At 73.0% G+C, this 20,360-nt stretch carries 17 protein-coding genes; 13 read left to right on the top strand and 4 right to left on the bottom strand.

The genetic code is table 11. The features are described from left to right. Positions 1-66: 66 nt before the first annotated feature. Both ACW62_RS25745 and ACW62_RS25740 read right to left on the bottom strand, forming a co-directional pair. A complete protein-coding gene (locus tag ACW62_RS25745) occupies positions 67-276 on the bottom strand; it encodes an acyl-CoA carboxylase subunit epsilon (protein ID WP_053207044.1) in 210 nt (69 codons plus the stop codon). Between the two features lie 23 nt (positions 277-299). After that, a complete protein-coding gene (locus ACW62_RS25740; RefSeq protein WP_053206980.1) occupies positions 300-1,886 on the bottom strand; it encodes an acyl-CoA carboxylase subunit beta in 1,587 nt (528 codons plus the stop codon). Positions 1,887-1,991: 105 nt separating this feature from the next. Between ACW62_RS25740 and ACW62_RS25735 the strand changes: the two genes are divergently transcribed. From ACW62_RS25735 to ACW62_RS25700, 8 genes are read left to right on the top strand one after another with little or no spacing between them, the layout of a single operon-like run. Further along, positions 1,992-4,649 (top strand): phosphoenolpyruvate carboxylase, encoded by a 2,658-nt coding sequence (locus ACW62_RS25735; protein WP_053206979.1) that lies wholly within the window; start codon positions 1,992-1,994, stop codon positions 4,647-4,649. Beyond that, positions 4,649-5,389, top strand: a complete 741-nt coding sequence (locus ACW62_RS25730; protein ID WP_053206978.1) for a biotin--[acetyl-CoA-carboxylase] ligase — start codon at positions 4,649-4,651, stop codon at positions 5,387-5,389. Before ACW62_RS25735 ends, ACW62_RS25730 begins: the two co-directional genes overlap by 1 nt. A 46-nt stretch (positions 5,390-5,435) precedes the next feature. Further along, positions 5,436-5,945, top strand: coding sequence for a PH domain-containing protein (locus tag ACW62_RS25725; protein ID WP_157574979.1), 510 nt, complete (start codon positions 5,436-5,438; stop codon positions 5,943-5,945). After that, complete coding sequence (locus ACW62_RS25720; protein ID WP_053206976.1) at positions 5,942-6,964, top strand: adenylate/guanylate cyclase domain-containing protein; 1,023 nt, start codon at positions 5,942-5,944, stop codon at positions 6,962-6,964. Before ACW62_RS25725 ends, ACW62_RS25720 begins: the two co-directional genes overlap by 4 nt. Continuing rightward, positions 6,961-7,365, top strand: coding sequence for an NUDIX domain-containing protein (locus ACW62_RS25715; protein ID WP_053206975.1), 405 nt, complete (start codon positions 6,961-6,963; stop codon positions 7,363-7,365). The genes ACW62_RS25720 and ACW62_RS25715 overlap by 4 nt, the downstream gene beginning before the upstream one ends. Before the next feature lie 10 nt (positions 7,366-7,375). Continuing rightward, the gene (locus tag ACW62_RS25710) at positions 7,376-8,098 is read left to right on the top strand and encodes a nucleotidyltransferase family protein (protein WP_053206974.1); all 723 of its coding nucleotides are present in this window, start codon (positions 7,376-7,378) and stop codon (positions 8,096-8,098) included. 30 nt (positions 8,099-8,128) lie between these two features. After that, positions 8,129-8,914 carry an enoyl-CoA hydratase/isomerase family protein gene (locus ACW62_RS25705; protein ID WP_053206973.1) on the top strand — a complete coding sequence of 262 codons (786 nt, stop codon included), beginning with the start codon at positions 8,129-8,131 and terminating at the stop codon, positions 8,912-8,914. Position 8,915: 1 nt separating this feature from the next. Further along, entirely contained in the window at positions 8,916-9,815 is a 900-nt protein-coding gene (locus tag ACW62_RS25700; RefSeq protein WP_053206972.1) for a hydroxymethylglutaryl-CoA lyase, read from the top strand. Here ACW62_RS25700 and ACW62_RS25695 read toward each other — a convergent pair whose 3' ends face one another. Next, complete coding sequence (locus ACW62_RS25695) at positions 9,816-10,334, bottom strand: GtrA family protein (RefSeq protein ID WP_205629599.1); 519 nt, start codon at positions 10,332-10,334, stop codon at positions 9,816-9,818. A gap of 161 nt (positions 10,335-10,495) precedes the next feature. On the opposite strand from ACW62_RS25695, the gene ACW62_RS25690 reads away from it, so the two are divergent. The 4 genes from ACW62_RS25690 (at position 10,496) to ACW62_RS25675 (ending at position 14,728) form a co-directional block, all read left to right on the top strand. Continuing rightward, a complete protein-coding gene (locus tag ACW62_RS25690) occupies positions 10,496-11,620 on the top strand; it encodes a 5-(carboxyamino)imidazole ribonucleotide synthase (protein WP_053207042.1) in 1,125 nt (374 codons plus the stop codon). Between the two features lie 13 nt (positions 11,621-11,633). Next, the gene (purE, locus tag ACW62_RS25685; RefSeq protein ID WP_053206971.1) at positions 11,634-12,161 is read left to right on the top strand and encodes a 5-(carboxyamino)imidazole ribonucleotide mutase; all 528 of its coding nucleotides are present in this window, start codon (positions 11,634-11,636) and stop codon (positions 12,159-12,161) included. A gap of 211 nt (positions 12,162-12,372) precedes the next feature. Next, on the top strand, positions 12,373-13,437 hold the full coding sequence (locus ACW62_RS25680) for a type IV toxin-antitoxin system AbiEi family antitoxin domain-containing protein (protein ID WP_157574978.1): 1,065 nt from the start codon (positions 12,373-12,375) through the stop codon (positions 13,435-13,437). 346 nt (positions 13,438-13,783) lie between these two features. Further along, positions 13,784-14,728, top strand: coding sequence for a serine protein kinase RIO (locus ACW62_RS25675; protein ID WP_053206969.1), 945 nt, complete (start codon positions 13,784-13,786; stop codon positions 14,726-14,728). An 81-nt stretch (positions 14,729-14,809) separates the two neighbouring features. On the opposite strand, the gene ACW62_RS25670 is transcribed toward ACW62_RS25675, so the two are convergent. After that, entirely contained in the window at positions 14,810-19,231 is a 4,422-nt protein-coding gene (locus ACW62_RS25670) for a S8 family serine peptidase (RefSeq protein WP_169792124.1), read from the bottom strand. Positions 19,232-19,495: 264 nt separating this feature from the next. Between ACW62_RS25670 and ACW62_RS25665 the strand changes: the two genes are divergently transcribed. Beyond that, positions 19,496-20,302, top strand: coding sequence for a TrmB family transcriptional regulator (locus ACW62_RS25665; protein ID WP_053206967.1), 807 nt, complete (start codon positions 19,496-19,498; stop codon positions 20,300-20,302). Positions 20,303-20,360: the final 58 nt, after the last annotated feature.

Below are 20,360 nucleotides of genomic sequence, written 5' to 3'. Positions count from 1 at the left end.
GCGATCCTTCCCGCGAAAAGGACGGACGACGGGCAGATCTACGGACCCGGGAGACACACCCTGGGGTCAGCGCGGCAGCGCGCTGGCCCGCCACGCGCCGTCGCCCGGCGTCAGCGGCGCCCGGCGCCGGGCCCAGTACGACGCCCACGCCGACCGCGGCGGCTCGGCCGGCGCCTGCCCGCCCGCCGCCTTCGCCGTCAGCACGACGGTGAGCGCGGCCAGCTCTTCGTCCGTGGGTGTCCCGCGGACGACTCGGAAGCTCGGCGTATCGCTCACGTCCGTCACTCTAACGGCTGCGCTCAGAGCGGGATGTTGCCGTGCTTCTTCGGCGGCAGCGTCTCGCGCTTGGTGCGCAGCGCCCGCAGCGCCTGCGTCACCGCGCCCCGGGTGCGCGACGGCTCGATGACGGCGTCGACGTAGCCGCGTTCGGCGGCGACGTAGGGGTTGGCGAGGGTGTCCTCGTACTCGGTGACCAGCTCGGCGCGGCGCTCGGCCGGGTCGCCGGCGTCGGCGAGCTCGCGGCGGTAGAGGATGTTGACGGCGCCCTGCGCGCCCATGACGGCGATCTGCGCGGTCGGCCAGGCGAGGTTGACGTCGGCGCCGAGGTGCTTGGAGCCCATGACGTCGTAGGCGCCGCCGTAGGCCTTGCGGGTGATGATGGTGACCAGCGGGACGGTCGCCTCGGCGTAGGCGAAGATCAGTTTGGCGCCGCGGCGGATGATGCCGTTCCACTCCTGGTCGGTGCCGGGCAGGAAGCCGGGCACGTCGACGAAGGTGAGCACCGGGATGTTGAACGCGTCGCAGGTGCGGACGAACCGCGCGGCCTTCTCCGACGCGTCGATGTCGAGGGTGCCGGCGAACTGCAGCGGCTGGTTCGCGACGACGCCGACGGACTGGCCCTCGACCCGGCCGAAGCCGACGATGATGTTGCCGGCGAACAGCGGCTGCACCTCGAGGAAGTCGGCGTCGTCGAGCACGGCCTCGATGACGGCGTGCATGTCGTAGGGCTGGTTCGCGCTGTCCGGGACCAGCGTGTCGAGCGCGAGGTCCGACTCGCTCACCTCCAGCGACGCCTCGACACCGGCGAACGACGGCGCGGGGTCGAGGTTGTTCTGCGGCAGGTATGAGAGCAGCGCCTTGACGTAGTCGACGGCGTCGGACTCGTCGCCGGCCATGTAGTGGGCGTTGCCGCTGCGAGTGTTGTGCGCGCGGGCGCCGCCGAGCTCCTCGAAGCCGACGTCCTCGCCGGTGACGGTCTTGATGACGTCGGGGCCGGTGATGAACATGTGCGACGTCTGGTCGACCATGACGGTGAAGTCGGTGATGGCCGGCGAGTAGACGGCGCCGCCGGCGCACGGGCCCATGATCAGCGAGATCTGCGGGATGACGCCGGACGCGTGCACGTTGCGGCGGAAGATCTCGCCGTAGAGGCCGAGCGAGACGACGCCCTCCTGGATGCGCGCGCCGCCGGAGTCGTTGATGCCGATCATCGGGCAGCCGGTCTTCAGCGCGAAGTCCATGACCTTGACGATCTTCTCGCCGAACACCTGGCCGAGGCTGCCGCCGAAGACGGTGAAGTCCTGCGCGAACACCGCGACCTGGCGGCCGTCGACGGTGCCGAAGCCGGTGACGACGCCGTCGCCGTAGGGCCGGTTGCCGTCCATGCCGAACGCGGTGGAGCGATGCCGGGCCAGCCCGTCGAACTCGACGAACGAGCCGTCGTCGAGCAGCATCGCGATGCGCTCGCGGGCCGTCCCCTTGCCGCGCGCGTGCTGCTTCTCGACCGCCCGCTCGGAGCCGGCGTGCACGGCGTCGTCCATCCGCCGGCGCAGGTCGGCCAGCTTGCCCGCGGTCGTGTGGATGTCCGGGCCGTCGTGCGTCGTCATGTCGTGCCTCCGTGGTGAGGTGGAGCCCTAGCAGGGTAGAGCACAGGTGTCTCGCTCTGTGGGGCACGGCCACGGCGTTCCATGCCGCGTGTCTACGCTGGGCGCATGGCCTCCACTGCCACCGGATCCCGCGAAGCCGCGCGCTTCGAGATGCCCGAACGGCTGCGTGCCGACGTCCGGCAACTCGGCGACGCGCTGGGCCAGGTGCTGCGTGAGTACGGCGGCGACGCCCTGCTGGCCGACGTCGAGCGGCTGCGCGAGCTGACCATCGCCTCGCACCACGAGGACCAGACGGTCGCCGACGACGCCGCCTCGCAGGCCGAGCACCTGGTCGCGTCGTGGTCGCTCGCCCGCGCCGACGAGGTCGCCCGCGCCTTCACCGTCTACTTCCACCTGGTCAACGCCGCCGAGGAGTACCACCGGGTCCGCTCGCTGCGGGCCGGCGACCGCGCCGACCACCCGCTGGCCGGCACCGTCGCGAAGGCGGTCGAGGACGTCGCCCGCCTCGCCGGGCACGACAAGGCCAAGCACCTGCTCGACGGCCTGGAGTTCCGTCCGGTGCTCACGGCGCACCCGACGGAGGCCCGCCGCCGCGCCATCGTCACCTCCATCCGGCGCATCGCGCACCTGCTCGAACGCCGCGACGACCCCAGGCTGGGCGCGTCCGAGGACGCCGAGACGCAGCGGAACCTGCTCGAGCAGATCGACGTGTTGTGGCGCACGGCCCCGTTGCGGGTCGACCGTCCCGGCCCGCTCGACGAGGTCCGCACCGCGATGTCCGCCTTCGACAACGTGCTGTTCCACGTCGTGCCGCAGGTGTACCGGCGGGCCGAGATGGCGCTGGCCGGCGGCGCCGAGACGGTCTCCGCGCCGCAGGTGCCGGCGTTCGTCCGGCTCGGCTCCTGGATCGGCGGCGACCGCGACGGCAACCCGCACGTCACCAGCGCCGTCACCCGTCAGGCCATGGCCATCCAGTCCGACCACGTGCTCATCGCGCTCGAGGGCGCGTGCACCCGGGTCGGCCGCGGGCTGACGCTCGACGCCGGCAGCACGCCGGCCGCCACCGAGCTGCGCCGCATCCTGGCCGACGCGCAGGCCGCGCAGCCCGACCTCTACACCGAGCTGGCGTCGCGCTCGCCGAACGAACCGCACCGCATCGCCGTCCTCTACGCGGCCGCCCGCATCGCCGCCACCCGCCGCCGCGACGCCGACCTCGCCTACGCGTCGGCGGGCGAGCTGCTGGGCGAGTTGCGCGCCGTCCAGGCCAGCCTGGCCGAGGCCGGCGCGGCGCGGCAGGCCTACGGCGAGCTGCAGGGCCTCATCTGGCAGGTCGAGTCGTTCGGGTTCCACCTGGCCGAGATGGAGGTCCGCCAGCACAGCGCCGTGCACCGGGCGGCGCTGGAGGAGATCCGGGCCGGCGGCGTGCTGTCCGACCGCACCGAGGAGGTGCTGGCCACCATCCGGGTCATGGCGCAGATCCAGGCCCGGTTCGGCCCCGACGCCTGTCGCCGCTACGTGGTCTCGTTCACCCAGTCCTCAGACGACGTCGCCGCCGTGTTCGAGCTGGCCCGGCACGCCCTCGACGGCCGCCCGGTGGCGCTCGACGTCGTGCCGCTGTTCGAGACCGGCGCCGACCTCGCGGCCTGCGTCGACATCCTCGACGGCGTGCTTGTGCTGCCCGAGGTGCGGGCCCGGCTGGCCGAGACCGGCCGGCGCCTGGAGATCATGCTCGGCTACTCCGACTCCGCGAAGGACGTCGGGCCGGTGTCGGCCACGCTGGCGCTGTACGACGCACAGGACCGGCTCACCGCGTGGGCGCACGAGCACGAGCTGACGCTGACGATGTTCCACGGCCGCGGCGGGGCGCTGGGGCGGGGCGGCGGGCCGGCCAACCGGGCCGTCCTGGCGCAGGCGCCGGGCTCGGTCGACGGCCGGTTCAAGCTGACGGAGCAGGGCGAGGTCATCTTCGCCCGGTACGGCGATCCCGCCATCGCGCGCCGCCACATCGAGCAGGTCGCGTCCGCCGTCCTGCTGGCGTCCACGCCGGCGGTCGAGGAGCGGGCCCGCGCGGCCTCCGTCGAGTTCTCCTCGGTCGCGTCGGTGCTCGACACCGCGGCCCGCGAGGCGTACCACGCGCTGGTCCGCACCGACGGCTTCCCCGAGTGGTTCGCCCGGGTCACCCCGCTCGAAGAGGTCGGCTCGCTGCCCATCGGCTCGCGGCCGGCCCGGCGTGGGCTGACGGTGTCGTCGCTGGACGACCTCCGCGCCATCCCGTGGGTGTTCTCGTGGTCGCAGACCCGCGTCACGCTGCCCGGCTGGTACGGCCTCGGCTCCGGCCTGGCCGCCGTCGGCGACCTCGACGTGCTGCGCCGCGCGTACGAGGAGTGGCCGCTGTTCACGGTCATGATGGAGAACGCGGAGATGTCGCTGGCCAAGTCCGACCGCCGCATCGCCGCGCGCTACCTCGCGCTCGGCGACCGGCCGGAGCTGACCGACCGCATCCTCGCCGAGCACGCGCTGACCACCCGCTGGGTGCTCGACGTCACCGGGCACAGCCGGCTGCTCGAGGACCGCCACGTCCTGGGCCGCGCCGTCGCGCTGCGCAACCCGTACGTCGACGCGCTGTCGTACCTGCAGGTCCGGGCGTTGCGAGCGCTCCGGCGCGACGACGTCGAGGCCGGCTCCGCGGAGGAGGCCGCCACCCGGCGGCTGCTGCAGATCAGCGTCAACGGCGTCGCCGCCGGCCTGCAGAACACCGGCTGATGTGGGACGTCCACCGGGTCGCCAGCACGGGGTCGACGAACGCCGACGTCGCCGCCGCGGCCCGGTCCGGCGCCGCTGAGGGCTACACCGTCGTCGCCGAGCACCAGAGCGCGGGCCGCGGCCGGCTGGACCGCCGCTGGGAGGCCCCGCCCGGCACGTCGCTGGCCATGTCGTTCCTGCTCCGGCCGGACGGCGTGCCGGTCATCCGGTGGTCGTGGCTGCCGCTGCTGGCCGGCGTCGTGGTGGTCGACGCGGTCGACGCGGTGGCCGACGCGGCCGCCGTCCTCAAGTGGCCGAACGACGTGCTGCTCGACGGCGGCAAGCTGTCCGGCATCCTCGTCGAACGGGTCGAGACGCCGTCCGGTGCGGCCGCCGTCGTCGGCATCGGGCTGAACGTCGCGCAGACGCCGGACCAGCTGCCGCCCGGCGGCGCGTCGCTGGCACCGTACGGCGCGGGGACCGACGCCGTCCTCGACGCGGTCGCGACCGGGCTGGCCGCGCGGTACGAGACCTGGCGCGCCGCCGGGGGCGACCCGTCCGCGTCCGGGCTGGCCGAGGCCTACGCCGCCCGCTGCGACACGCTCGGCCGCGAGGTCCGGGCCGAACTGCCCGGCGGCGACACCGTCGAGGGCCGGGCCACCGCCGTCGACGACGCCGGCCGGCTGCTGATCACGCCGTTCACCGGCGGCGACCCGGTCGCCGTCGGCGCCGGCGACGTCGTCCATCTCCGTCCGCGGTGAGAGTGCCAGTTCTCCCCGGCGGGCCCGACGTGCCAGGATGCACGCCATGGGGTTTTCCGACAAGCACCTCAGCGACGACGAGCAGGTCATCTATCACCTGCACACGCACGTGAAGGCGCTGATCGTGCCGGTACTCGTGCTGCTGATCCTGGCCGCGGGCGTGGGCTTCGGCCTGGGCGCGCTGCCCGACGACGAGCTGATCGGGACGGTGGGCCGCTGGGCCATCGTCATCGTGGCCGTCGTAGCGCTGGGCGCGTGGGTCATCTGGCCGTTCCTCACCTGGCTGACCACGACGTACACCATCACCAGCGAGCGGCTGATCACCCGGCAGGGCATCATCACCCGTACCGGCCGCGACATCCCGCACACCGTCATCAATGACGTCGCGTACGAGATGCAGCTCACCGACCGGATGCTGCGCTGCGGCACGCTGGTGGTCTCGGCCGCCAGCGAGCAGGGCCAGGTGCGGCTGCACGACGTCCCGCGGGTGCACCAGGTGCAGCTGCGGCTCAGCGAACTCGTGCGTGAGGCGCACGACCTGGACGAACGCACGTGACGCTGCCGCCCGAACCGCCGCGGAAGCCCACCACCGACGAGCTCGAACGGCTGCTGCTCGGCGCGTCCCGCCGCTACACGCGGGAACAGATCGCCGAGGGCGCCGGGCTCACCGTCGAGGAGGTGACGCGGTACTGGCGGGCGCTGGGGTTCCCGGACGTCGGCGAGGAGCAGGCGTTCACCGTCTGGGACATGGAGGCGCTGCGCGGCGTCACCGAGCTGATCGAGGACGGCGTCGTCGACGAGGCCACCGCGGTGCAGATGGTGCGCGCGCTGGGCCGGATGACCGGCCGCCTCGCCGAATGGCACGTCGAGACGCTGGCCGAGATCATCGAGGACAACGAGGCCGCCGGCCGCGGCACCGGCAGCCGGCTGACGTCGGCGTACCTGGTGGCGCAGAAGCTGCTGCCCGAGTTCGAGCGGCTGCTCATCTACGCGTGGCGGCGCAAGCTGGCCGCGTCGGTGAACCGGCTGGTCGCGATCGGGCGCATCGGCGAGGCGCCGCTGCTGGCCGCGCCCGCCTCCGTCGGGTTCGCCGACCTCGTGTCCTTCACCCGGCTGTCCCGCGGGCTCAGCGTCGACGAGCTGGGCCAGCTGGTCGAGCAGTTCGAGGCCACCACCAACGACGTCATCTTCGGCACCGGCGGACGGGTCATCAAGACCCTCGGCGACGAGGTCGTGTTCACCGCCGACGACCCGGAGACGGCGGCGGAGATCGGCTGCCGGCTGGTCGAGGAAATCGGCGAGAACGCCGACCTCCCCGACATCCGGGTCGGCATCGCGACCGGTCCCGTGGTGGCCCGGCTCGGCGACGTCTTCGGCACCCCGACGAACCTCGCCGCCCGGCTGACCGCGCTGGCCGAGCGCAACACCGTCCTCGTCGACGACGCGACGGCGAAGGAGCTGGCGGCGGTGCCGGCCTTCGCGCTGCGCGCCCTCCCGCCGACGACGGTGCGCGGGCTCGGCGTCGTCAACGCGTTCACCGTCACCCCGCGCCGCGACCCGCGGACGCCCGCGTGATCGAGCACCAGGTCGCTGTCGCGGTGCTGGTCTCCGGCGGGCGCGTGCTCCTGTGCCACCGCCGGGCCGACCGCTCGTGGTACCCCGACGTCTGGGACTTCCCGGGCGGCCACCTGGAGGACGGCGAGACGGCCGCCGAGTGCGCGCGGCGCGAGTGCGGCGAGGAGCTCGGCATCGACGCGGGGACGGCGCACCGCGAGCTGGCCCGCTGGGTCGAGCGCGACGAGGACATCACCTTCGTCCAGCTGCTGAGCTGGACCGGCACGCCGGCCAACCGGGCGCCCGAGGAGCACGACGACGTGCGCTGGTTCACGCTGGCCGAGGCGCTGGAACTGACGCTGCCGGACCCGCGCTACCCGGAGCTGCTGCGCGGCGTGCTGGACGCGCGCCCGGCCGGGTAGGGTCCGGCGCATGACGACCGGAGCGACCGTGCGGCAGGCGGTGATCCTCGCCGGCGGGCAGGGATCGCGGCTCAAGCCGTACACCGACACCGTCCCGAAGGTGATGATCGAGATCGCGGGCCGGTGCATCATCGACCACCAGCTGGACTGGCTGGCCGAGGCCGGCGTCACCGACGTCGTCGTGTCGGCGGGGCACCTGAGTGAGGTGCTGCTGGCGCACCTCGACTCCCGCGAGCTGCCGGTGCGCGTGCGCACGGTCGTCGAGGAGGAACCGCTGGGCCGCGGCGGCGGGCTGAAGTACGCCGGCAAGGAGCTGCCCGCGCCCGATGACGGCTGGTACGCGCTCAACGGCGACATCTGGACCCGGTTCGACCTCCGCGCCATGACGGCGTACCACCTCGAGCGGCAGGCCGTCGCCACCATCGCGCTCGCCCGCCCACGCCTGCCGTGGGGCGTCGTCGAGCTGGACGAGCTGGGCCGCGTCACCGACTTCGTCGAGTCGCCGCCGTCGCCGTACCCCATCAATGGCGGGGTGTACGTGTTCTCGCCGCGCATCCTCGACCTCCTGCCCGACGTCGGCGACCACGAGCGCACCACGTTCCCGTCGCTGGCCAAGCAGCGGCTGCTGGCCGGGTACCCGATCGAGACCTACTGGCGGGCCATCGACACCGCGAAGGACCTCTCCGAGGCGGCCAAGGAACTGGCGGCCCTGCGGTCCCGGCTGGGCGACTGAGCCGCAGTCGCGGGCCGGTAGGGTCTCGGCATGGGCAGTGTGACGATCAACCGGCACGATGACGTCCCGGGTGTCACGGAGCTGGTCCTCGACCGGCCCGAGGCGCACAACGCCATCTCCACCGACCACGCGCGGCAGCTCATCGCGACCGTCCGCGAGGTGGCCGCCGACCCCGCCGTCCGCGCCGTCGTCCTGACGTCGTCGGCGCCCAAGGCGTTCTGCGTCGGCGCCGACCTCAAGGAGCGCAACTCCATCGACGACGACGGCCTGCGGGCGCAGCGGCTGGTGTTCCGGGCGATGTTCACCGAGCTGCTGGAGCTGCCGGTGCCGGTCGTTGCCGGCGTGCACGGGTACGCGCTGGGCGGCGGGCTGGAGCTGGCGCTGTCGTGCGACCTGATCGTGGCCGACGAGTCCGCCGTCCTCGGGCTGCCCGAGGTGTCCGTCGGCGTCATCCCGGGCGGCGGCGGCACCCAGCTGCTGACCCGGCGGCTGGGCTGGAGCCGCGCCGCTGACCTCATCTTCACCGCGCGCCGGCTCGACGCCGCCGAGGCTCACCGCCTGGGGCTGGTGGACCGCCTGGTGCCGGCCGGCTCGGCCCGGGCCGAGGCGCTGTCGCTGGGGTCGTCGATCGCCGCCCATTCCCCCGTCGGGGTGCGCAACGCCAAGCGGGCCATGCGGCAGGGTTTCGACGCGCCGCTCGCGGCCGGGCTCGACATCGAGGACGCCGCCTGGCGGGCCACCGCGTTCAGCCGGGATAGAACGGAGGGCGTCGCGGCGTTCAATGAGAAGCGACGTCCGGATTGGCCAGGTGAGTGACATGACGTTCCCCTCCAGCGTGAGTGTCCGCGAGGTCGGCCCGCGCGACGGCCTGCAGAACGAGGACCCGGTCCCGGCCGACGCGAAGGTCGAACTGATCGACGCGCTCGGGCGCACCGGCCTGCGGCGCATCGAGGCGGTGTCGTTCGTCCACCCGAAGGCGATCCCGCAGATGGCCGACGCCGACGAGGTGTGGTCGCGGGTCCGCCGTTCGCCCGACATCCGGTACTCGGCGCTCGTCCCGAACGTGCGCGGCGCCGAGCGGGCGCTGGCCGCCGGGTTCACCGAGCTCGAGGTCGTCGTGTCGGCGTCCGACACGCACAACCGGCGCAACATCAACCGGACGACGGCCGAGTCCTTGGCCGACCTGCCGGCCCTGTCCGAGCTGGTGCACGCCGCGGGTGGGACGCTGCAGCTGATCGTGTCGACCGCGTGGGGCTGCCCGTACGAGGGCGATGTGCCCGTCTCGCGGGTGCTCTCCGTGGTCTCGTCCGGGATTCTGGCCGGGGTGGACTCCCTGGCCTACGGCGACACCACCGGTATGGCGACGCCCCCGCGGGTGACCCGGCTGGTGGAGGAGACCCGGGCCGCGCACCCGTCGCTGCCGCTGGGCCTGCACTTCCACAACACCCGCGGCACCGGCCTGGCCAACGTCTACGCGGCGCTGCAACTGGGCGTCACCGATTTCGACGCCTCGGTCGGCGGCCTGGGCGGCTGCCCCTACGCCCCCGGCGCGTCCGGGAACATCGCCACCGAGGAACTGGTGTACCTGCTCGAGGACATGGGCATCGACACCGGGGTCGACCTGCCGGCCCTGATCGAGGTGGCCGGGCTGGCCGAGCGGCTGGTCGGGCGCAAGCTGGACTCCCAGGTGCTGCGGGCCGGCCCGGCCGTCCGCTGACTAGGTGACCTGCTCCTGAACCCGGTGCGCCGGGAAGACCCAGGTGCGATACGACCAGAACCGGAACAGCGTGCCGAGCAGCAGCCCGACCACGTTGGCGGCGATGTTGTCGGCCAGCGGGCCGGACAGCCCCAGCACGTAGCGCGAGAACCCGAGGCAGGCCAGCGCGATGCCCAGGCCGATGCCGTTGAGCACGAAGAACAGCGTGTACTCGCGGGCCAGCCCGGTGCGGGCGCGGTGCCGGAACGTCCACAGCCGGTTCCCGGTGTACGTGACGGACGTGGCGCCGACGACGGCGATGGTCTTGGCCCAGAGCGGGGAGTCGTGCAGCGGCCCGATGCCGTCCGCGCCCCAGAAGAGCAGCGCGTTGAAGATCGCGAGGTCGACGACGAAGCCGACACCGCCGACGGTGGCGAACTTGGCCGCCTCGCGGACGAGGTGGTGAAGTCCGTACCAGAGTCGCGACACCGCGCCCGGCAGTCGCGGGGCGCGGCGCTTCGGCGGCGCGGTATCCAGCACGCGCCCAGGGTAAGGCACAACGCCCGGATAGGGATATCCCGTCGGGTTTGCGCAGGTCAGATCGTGATCGTTCGTCTCAGCGCGAGGCCGGGGCGGCCGGGACGACGGGTGCCGTACGCTCGTGGCCCGTGGGTGATGATGCGACGTGGCCCGTGGTGGGCATGGTCGGCGGGGGCCAGCTGGCCCGGATGACCCAGCCGGCGGCGGTGGCCCTCGGCGTCCGCCTGAAGGTGCTGGCAGCGGCGCCGGACGAGTCGGCGGCGCAGGTGGTCAACGACCCCGTCATCGGCGACGAGAAGGCGCTGGCCGACCTCCGCGCGTTCGCCGCCGGGTGCGACGTCCTGACGTTCGACCACGAGCAGGTGCCGCCCGCGTGGCTGAAAGCGCTGGAGGCCGATGGCGTGCTGGTGCGGCCCGGGTCGGCGGCGCTGCTGCACGCTCAGGACAAGGGCGTCATGCGGTCGCGGCTGACGGCGCTGGGCGTGCCGTGCCCGCGGTGGGCGATCGTGGCGTCGCCGGCCGAGGTGGCACCGTTCGCCGCGTCCGCCGGCGGCGACGTCGTGCTGAAGACGACGCGCGGCGGGTACGACGGCAAGGGCGTCTGGCTGGTCACGCCGTCGACGCCGGCCGAGATCGTCGAGGAGCCGTTCCGGGCCGGCGTCCCGGTGCTGGCGGAGGAGCGGGTCGACTTCGCGCGCGAGCTGTCCGCCGTCGTCGCCCGCTCGCCGCACGGCCAGGCCGTCGCGTACCCCGTCGTCGAGTCGGTGCAGCGCGACGGCATCTGCGTCGAGGTGGTCGCGCCGGCGCCGGGGCTGTCCCCGTCGCTCGCGGTGGAGGCGCAGCGGCTCGCGCTGACTGTGGCGTCGGCGCTGGACGTGGTGGGGGTGCTGGCGGTCGAGCTGTTCGAGACGACGGACGGCCGGCTGCTGGTCAACGAGCTGGCGATGCGGCCGCACAACTCCGGGCATTGGACCATCGACGGCGCCGTCACCAGCCAGTTCGAGAACCACCTGCGGGCCGTCCTCGACCTCCCGCTCGGCTCGCCGGCCGCGCGGGCGCCGTACACCGTCATGGTCAACCTGCTCGGCGGCGACCTCCCCGAGGTGTACTCGACGTACCGCCACATCATGGCGCGCGACCCGGAACTGAAGGTGCACTGGTACGGCAAGGGCGTGCGGCCGGGCCGGAAGGTCGGCCACGTCACGGCGTACGGCGCCGGCCTCGAGTCGCTGCGGGAACGGGCCTGGCACGCCGCCGACTACATCCGAGGGATCATCGATGAGTGAGGTTTCCGGTCTGGTGACGGCGCGCGGTTCCGGTGCGCCGCTGGTCGGCATCGTCATGGGCTCCGACTCGGACTGGCCGGTGATGTCCGCCGCCGCCGAGGCGCTGGACGAGCTGGCCGTGCCGCACGAGGTGGGCGTCGTGTCGGCGCACCGCATGCCGCAGGCAATGCTCGCCTACGGTTCGGACGCGGCCGGCCGCGGGCTGCGGGTCTTGATCGCCGGCGCCGGCGGGGCCGCCCACCTGCCCGGCATGCTCGCGTCGGTGACGTCGCTGCCGGTGGTGGGCGTTCCGGTGCCGCTGAAGTACCTGGACGGCATGGACTCCCTGCTGTCGATCGTCCAGATGCCGGCCGGCGTGCCGGTGGCGACCGTCTCGGTGGGCGGCGCCCGCAACGCCGGCCTGCTGGCCGCCCGCATCCTCGGCGCGGCCGACCCGGTGGTGCGCGCCCGCCTGGACGACTTCCGGGTGGCGCTGGAGGAGGCGGCGACGGCGAAGGGCGCCGCGCTGCGGGACCGCCTCTCGTCCGGCTCCGACTCCTGACCCGGCCGACTTCACCCGCGCCCGGCACACCTCACTCGTCTGAAGACCGGTTGGGCCCGGGAACGGCTCGTCATGCGGTCTCCACGCGAGTGAGGTGTACCTCGGCCGGGTGAGGTCTGCCGATATCCACAGGGCAGCCGAATCTCGGTGATCGTCCACAAATCGGCCCCATGCCCTGTCGTGCGGACGTATCGATGACGAGGCTGGGCGAATGCCTGGACGACCGTGCCGACTTCCCGACGACATCGCCGAGCTCATTGCGCGTGAGCATGGTGTGGTGACGGTCGCCGTCGCGCGGGCCGCGGGGATCGATCCGCGGCGGCTCCACCGGCTCTGCACGGCCGGCCTGCTGACCTTGCTGATGCCCGGCTGTTTCGCCGCGACGACCTCAGTTGCGGTGGACGAGTGGGACGAGTTCCGGCTCGGCGCGCGTGCGTTCGCGGGCTACTGCGGTCCGTCCTCCTTCCTGTCCGGGTGGTCGGCCGCGGCCACGTGGCGGCTGCCAGCCATCGGACGGCCGCCCTCGCGCCACAGCGCTGTCCGCCCTGTCGACGCAGGCCACTCGGTGCGGAACACGCCCTTCGGCGACCTGCGCGCCGTTGCACTCCCGCTGCGCCATGCCCGTCGCGTCGCCGGTGTGCAGGTCGTGAGCCGGGCGTGGGCGGTGGCCGACCTCGCCCGTACTGGGCCGATCCTGCCCGCGCTCGTCGCCGCGGACGCGGCCGCGGCCGTGGGCGCCGATCTGCCCGGAGCGATCGAGCACATGGAGCACTGGCCCGGCGTGCGACGAGCAAGGTGGGTGGCGCGATACGCCGACGCGTGGGCGGAGTCGCCGCTGGAGACGCTCGGCAGGTTCACCTGCCTGCAGTACGACCTGCCACTGCCGGTATGCAACGCGTGGGTAGGCGCCGATGGCCCCGAGTACCGGGTCGACGGGCTGTGGCCCTTCCACGGCGCCGTGTTCGAGGCCGACGGCGCTCTGAAGTATGACGACCGGTCTGACGCGTCGCGGATCGTGGCGCTGCAGGGCGAACGTGAGTGGCGGCTGCGGCAGCTGGGACTCGACGTGGTCCGGTTCGGTTGGGACCTGGCCTGGCACGATCGCGCCGAGTTGGCGGCCCGCTTTGCCGCCCTGCTCCGCGACAACGCTCGGCGCGAGGTGCCGGTCCGCTGGTGGAAGCAGGTGCCGAGGGTCGGCGCGGTGGAGCCCGAGCCGGCCGACTGGCCGTCGCCACGCCGGACCGGGCTCGTGCTGCCAGCCAGCTGGGACCGGTGAGACGGCCCGCCATGCGCCGGCACAGACCGGTTCGCGAGCCGCGGCGGCACGTCACCCGCGCTCGGCCGCTGTACCGCTGCCAGGCCGGTCCTGCCGCGGATGGGGACGCCGCCGACGGGGAGCCGCGCGAAATTCGGTTGCGCAGGGGGCCGGAGAAACGGTTGGCTGGACGGTACGGATGTCCGGGTGCACTGACCCGGCGAGGCGAAGGGAGGCGTGTCCGATGGCTGCCCACTCGAGGCGGCGCGCTGTCGCTTGCGCGCCAGAAGGCCCTCACTTCGCCGTTCCCACCGCCTGACCCGAGCGAACACCGCGGTGGGGACCTCCTCGTCAGGAGACCACCGCAGTGCCGAACCACGATCAGTTCCAGCCCATGCGCTCCCGCGGCCGCGCCCGCACCCGTGAGGACCGCGCCTACATCGCCGACCGCGGCCCCAACGTGTTCGCGGAGTATGCCGCGAAGTACGGGCTCACCCCGCCCGGCGAGGAAGCGGTCACCGACGACCCGCCGTACGGGGATCGGTGGACCACCTGGGACGACTCCACCGCGGGTCAGCGCGGGCCGCGGCCGTACCCGGACTGGGTCGTCACGGAGCTCGGCGCCGTCGACACCGAGCTGGGCATCCTGAAGACCGGCAAGGAGGCCGACGTCTTCCTGCTGGAGCGCTCGGTCCCCGACACGGGACGAGCCACGCTGATGGCGGCCAAGCGGTACCGCGACCCGAAGCACCGCATGTTCCACCGCGACGACGGCTACCGCGAGGGCCGCCGCGACCGCGAGTCCCGCGTCAACCGGGCCATGGCCAAGGGCAGCGCGTTCGGCCGCGAGGCCGTCGCCGGGCAGTGGGCGCACGCCGAGTTCGCGGCGCTCACGGCGCTGTGGGCGGCCGGCGTCGCCGTCCCGTACCCGGTGCAGATCGTCGGCACCGAACTGCTGATGGAGTTCATCGGCGACGCCGACGGGGGCGCGGCGCCGCGGCTGGCCCAGCTCCGGCCCGGCCCGGACGAGCTGCACGACCTGTGGGAACAGCTCGCCGGAAACCTGACGGTGCTGGCGCTGGCCGGGTACGCGCACGGCGACCTGTCCGCGTACAACCTGCTGGTGCAGGACGGCCGGCTGGTGGTCATCGACGTGCCGCAGATCGTGGACGTGGTGGGCAACCCGCACGGCCGCGAGTTCCTCGACCGCGACGTCCGCAACGTCGGCGGCTGGTTCACCGCCCGCGGCCTCGACCCGGCCCGTGTCGGCGAGCTCAGTGACGCCCTGGCCAGGGACGCCCGCCTGGCCTGACGACGCGCGGCACAAACGCAAACGCCGGCGCGGCGGACCCCGAGGGAGCCCGCCGCGCCGGCGTCACTGCGGATCAGACCGTCAGCGCCCGTCGCTGACGATGTCGACCGTGGCCGAGTCCGGGTCGCCGGCCTGGTAGCCGGCGCCGTCCTCGATGGTCACCGTCACCGCACGGTCCCTCGGAGCGGGTCCGCGCCGGTCGATGATGCCGACCAGCTCGACCGCCGTCGCCTGGCCCGGCGCGAAGGTCACCGTGCCGTCGAGCGGCTCGTAGTCGCGGCCCGGCCTGGTGTAGCGGTTGTTCTCGACGGAGTAGCTCACCGTCAGCTCACCGGCCACCGATCCGGCCGGACGGGTGAACGTCAGCGCGCCGTCCGTCGCCGGCTCGACCGCGTCCGCCGTCGCCGCGACCGTGACGACCGGCAGGGACACCGTCACGCTGTCGGAGACGGTGACCTCCTGCGCGCCCGGGTTGTCGGTGACGTGCACAGCCGAGTTCGTCAGCACGGTGCCGTCGGCGACATCGGCGTCGACGGTGACGTCGTAGGTGATGACCACCGGGTCGAGGTCCGGCCCGGCGTAGTTCGCGCAGACGACGGTGCCGTTCGCGATGACGCCGGCCGCGCTGCCCGCGTTGACCAGCGCCGTCGCCGACGTGCCGGCGGCGTTCTCGGTGCCGATGGTGAGCGGCCCGGCCAGCGGCCCGGTGAGGTTGTCGTAGGCGAACACCAGGTCGTTGCTGCCGGTGAAGAGGAACGCCTCCATGTCGTAGGTGCCCTGCGCACCGGTCGGGTCGCCGGCCAGCCGCAGGTCGTCGTACTCGACGACGGCGAGGTCGGCGCCGGCCGTCGCGACCGAGACGCCGTGGTTGGCGGCCTGGTCGTAGACGATCTCCATGTCCTGCCAGAGCATCGCGGCCAGGTTGTTCGGCCGCGCCGTCGACGGAAGGGTCTGCGGTGTGCCCGGCTGGCCGCCGCCGTTGTTGGGGAAGTCGTAGATCAGGAACCCGTCGTCGGACATCCCGATGCCGGCGTACGGACGGTCGTAGAAGCCGAACGTCCGGGACGCGAGAGCGTTGATGATGATGCTGTCGCCCTCGAGCCCTTCCTGCGTCAGGATGCCGAAGTCCTGCAGGTCGGTGTACGACGCGTCACCGGCGAACGGGTTGACGCACTGGGCGTCGGTGGCGCTGGTCGTGACGACGTAGTCGCCCTCCGCCCCGACCGGCGTCGGCAGCGTCCCGGACCAGGTCAGCACGCCGTCCTCGACGGTGGCCCCTTCGGTCGCCGACCCCTCGACGTACGTCGTGCCCTCGGGCAGGGTGTCGGTGATCGTGTAGGCGAGGTCCTCCGGCGTGACGTTCGGCGCGACCGTCAGCGTGTACCTGACCGTGTCGCCCGGCCCGGCGGTGTCGACGGACGCCGTCTTCGTGACGTCGTCGGCGTGCCGGGTGACGGTGACCGGGATGACGCCGATGTTGCCCGGCGAGTCCGGCGACGAACCCAGCGCGACCGCGCCGAACCAGGTCTCGCCGGCGTCCAGGTCGGGCTCGTCGTAGAACGCGCGGATCGTGAACGGCTCGCCCTGCGGCTGCGACGCCGGCCCTTCGACCGTCAGGTTGCCCTCGCCGGCGGTCACGACCGCGGTGCCCAGCGTGACGGTGTCGGTGCCGCCCGGCGCCGACGCCTCCCAGTTCTGCACCAGGATCCACCACGTGCCCGCCTCCGGGCTGCCCACGTCGCAGGACTCGGCGGCGCTGCCGGTGGCGCTGGAGCACACCATCGTCGCCGCGCTCGGGGTGTCGCCAGTGCCGACGAACAGGTCGAGGTCCGGCGCGGTGGAGTCGGACAGCTGGGCGACCAGCCGCGCGGTGTCCGCCGGCACGTCCACCAGGATCGTCTGCGTGCCGTTGCCGTCGTACGGGTCGGTGTTGGTGCCGTCCTCGGGGATCGACAGCTGCTGCTCCTCGACCGGGACCAGGCCGCCCACCGTCGCGGTGAAGTCGTCGATCTCGATCGACTCGATCGGCGCGGACTCCTGCGAGCCGGCGTCGCGGCGGGTGTCGATGTCGATGTCCTCGGGCAGGACGCCGTTCGACGGCAGCGCGGCGACCGGCAGGTGCGCGACCGGCGCGGCCGAGCCCTCCGCCGGCGTCAGGACGACGGTGCCGAACTGGTAGGCGTCGGTCGGCGAGCCGGTGACGTCAGCCGTGATCGTCAGCTCGATGTCCTGGCCCTCGGCGATGGTGAACGTCGACGGTTCCACGGTGACGGTGATGCCGTCGGTGACCGACTCGGTGCTGACGGTCCACGTGCCGGCGCCGGTCGAGGTGCCGGTGACGGTCCGCGTCCACTCACAGGTCTGGAGGCACTGGCGGTCGGTCATGCTGGCGGTGTTGAGCGCCTTGACGTCGCCGCCCGCGGACGGATCGGCGGCCGCGTACTCGGCGGGGGTGACGTCCAGGACCAGCCCGGCCATTGCGGCGACGTTGAGGTCGACCCGGCCGGAGCCCATGTCGAACCAATCGGCGGGCGTGCCGTCGACGTCGGTGACGTCGGTGACGGACGTGGTCATCAGCGCGGACTGCGCCTCGGCCGGCGACCAGTCGTCCCGGTGCAGCGCCTTGAGCAGCGCGTACGAGCCGGCGACGTGCGGGCTGGCCATCGAGGTGCCGGAGATGAAGCCCCAGGAGACCTCGTCGCCGACGCCGTTCGCGGCCAGCACGTCGACGCCCGGCGCGGTGACGGCCGGCGAGATCAGCTCGACCGCGCGGTTCGGGCCGCGGCTGGAGAACGACGCCATGATGTCGCCGAGGTCATCGGAGATCACCTCGAGGCCGCCGGACAGCGATGCCTTCTCGCCGGTGACCGACGCCATCCACGCCTTCAGCGCGACGCCGTCGTCGAAGCTGACGTGCACCGCCGGGATCACGTGCGCGTCGGCGTTCAGCGACGTGCCGCTCGGGGCGTCGTTGGCGAGGATGAAGCCCTCGGCGCCCAGGTCTCCGACGACCTGGCCCTTCTCGACCCGGCCGTTCCCGCCGCGGTCGCAGACGACGATCTCGCCGGTGAAGTCGGTACCGGCCGGGAACGCGTTCGCCATGCAGAGCGGGTTGCCCAGATCACCGGCGTTGACCAGCGGGAACGCCTCGCTGGCGGCGCTGAAGCCCTGGCCGCGGATCGCCGGCAGCGTCTGGCCGCCGTCGGCCGTGAGGTTCTGCACCTCGGCCTGCCACTGGCGGTTGTGCTGCGCGGCGCCGACGGCGGTCACCCACGGCACGTCGCCGGGCGAGCCGGTGGTGGCCGCGCCGGGGCCCTCGTTGCCGGCGGACGTGGCGACGTAGACGCCGGCCGCGCGGGCGTTCAGGAACGCGACGGCATCCGTGTCGCTCCACGGGTCCGGCGAGGCCGACGGGCTGCCGATGGAGTAGTTGACGACGTCGACGCCGTCGGCGATGGCCTGGTTGATGCTGGCCAGCGTTGCCGATCCGGGGCAGCCGTCGGCGTTGCAGGCGTCGTAGGCGATGACGTTCGCGTGCGGAGCGACGCCCTTGATGGTGCGGGTGGCGCTGAACTCGTGCTCGGTGCCCTCGGCGCTGAACGTGGTGGCCGAGACCTGGTTGCCGGCCGACGTGCTGGCCGTGTGGCTGCCGTGGCCGTCGGAGTCGTACGGGTTGGTGCCGTCGACGCTGGTGAAGTCCCACGCGCCGATCAGCTTGTCGTTGCAGCCCCAGTCCGCGATGAACGCCGGGTTCGCCGGGTCGCAGACACCGACGTACGTGCCGGCGCCGCGCGGGTTCGTGTGGTCGTGGCCGTCGCCGCCGTCCGCCGTCGCGACGACGTCGGCGAAGGACGGGTTGGACGGGTTGATGCCGGTGTCGATGACGCCGACGACGACGCCCTCGCCCTTCGTGCCGGTGTCGCCGGCGTCGGGGGTGCCGGAGCCGTCCCACAGCGCCGGCGCGCCGATCCACTCCGGGCCGACGTCGGTCTGCAGCTCCAGCAGCTGGTCGACCTGGACCGACGTGACGCCCGGCAGTTCCGCGACCGCCCGCGCCTCGTCCTTGGTCAGCTCGACCGCGATGCCGTTGAGCGCGTACGTGTAGGTGAACGCGACGTCGGGCGCGCGGCCGATCTCGTCGTCGATCCGCGCGACCAGCTCGGCCTGCGCCTCCTCGAGGTGCCCGGCGTAGGCCTGGGCGGCCCGGCTGTCCGCGTCGAGCGGGGCGGCGCCGCGCGCCTCGGGGCCGGTGGCCGCGAGGTCGTCGACGCCACCGTCGTACGCGGGGACGGCCGGCGCCTCGAGCTGCACGATGTACAGCTCCGGCGCGGCGGCGGTGCCGAGCCGGAGAGCGACCCCCTTCTCCTGCTGCTGCATGGAGACGTCGGTCACCGCCTCCAGCTGGTCGGGCAACGGGGGTTCCGCGGGTGCGGCTCCGGCGCCCTGGGTGAGTCCCAGGGCGAGAGCCACCACCGCCGGAAGGGTCAAACTGCGACGCAACATGCGGGCTCCTTCAACGACGAACCCGCCGGCCATCCCGGGGTGTGGTGGCGGCGGGTCTGCGGTACACGCGTACGTGCTGACGGGATGGAGGAGATGCGGTGCCGGTGACAACGCGTTGGCGTCGGCATCACCGGCCTCCTACGGAGCGTGCGTTTCCCGGACGGATGACGTGCGGAGACGCACAGTGTCACAAGGTGTCCGGTAACCGGTGAAACTAGACGAAACTTGTCACCACTGTCAATGGTGACAATAGGGTGAGCGCCTATGGACACGTCCGCGAACGTCGGCGCCCTGGTCGAGCTCGGCCTGACCAGGTACGAGGCGCGGGCCTACGTCGCACTCATCGGCCGGCGCGACGCCACCCCGGCGGAGATCGCGCGCATGGCGTCCATCCCGCGGCAGCGCGCCTACGACGTCCTGGCGACACTGGCCGAGCGCGGGCTGGTGCAGCACGTCCCCGGTCAGGCGGTCCGGTACCGCGCGCAGCCGCCCGACCACGTCACCGAGCTGCTGCTGGCGGTCCGGCGGCGCGAACTCGACCGGCTCACACAGGCATCGACGGACGTCGCCGGGCAGTTGCGGTCGCTGTTCCAGCGCGGCCAGGAGCACGGCGACCCGTTCGACTACGTCGACGTGCTGCGCGACCGCGAGCACGCCGTCGAGCGCGTGCAACAGCTGTGGTCCGACGCCCGGCACGAGGTGCTGACGTTCGTCCACCCGCCCTACCTCGGCGCGTCGACGCCGTCGACCGACGCGGTGCCGGCCGGCATCGTCCAGCGGTCCATCTACGAGACGTCGATCCTGGACGACCCCGTCATGACCGAGCGGGTGCGGACCTGGGCGGCGCTGGGCGAGCAGATCAGGCTCACCAGCGAGCTGCCGCTCAAGCTGACCATCGTCGACGGCCGCTCGGTGGCGTTCAACATGCCCGACTCCGCCGAGGGCGACGGCTCGGTGACGACCTTGGTCGTGCAGCACGAGGCGCTGGCGGCGACGCTGAAGATCGCGTTCGAGAGCCTGTGGTCGACGGCCCGGACCCTGGACGACGTCGCGGCGGCGCGGTCGTACTAGCTGGCTGTAGGTCTTGTCAACCGGGGTCGAGGCGCGTGTGGGTGTGCTCCGGCGGTGT

The sequence above is a fragment of the Jiangella muralis genome (assembly GCF_001270745.1).
Classification (GTDB): domain Bacteria; phylum Actinomycetota; class Actinomycetes; order Jiangellales; family Jiangellaceae; genus Jiangella; species Jiangella muralis.
The sequence above is the reverse complement of the archived record's forward strand: the minus strand, read 5'-3'. Positions and strand labels throughout refer to the sequence as shown.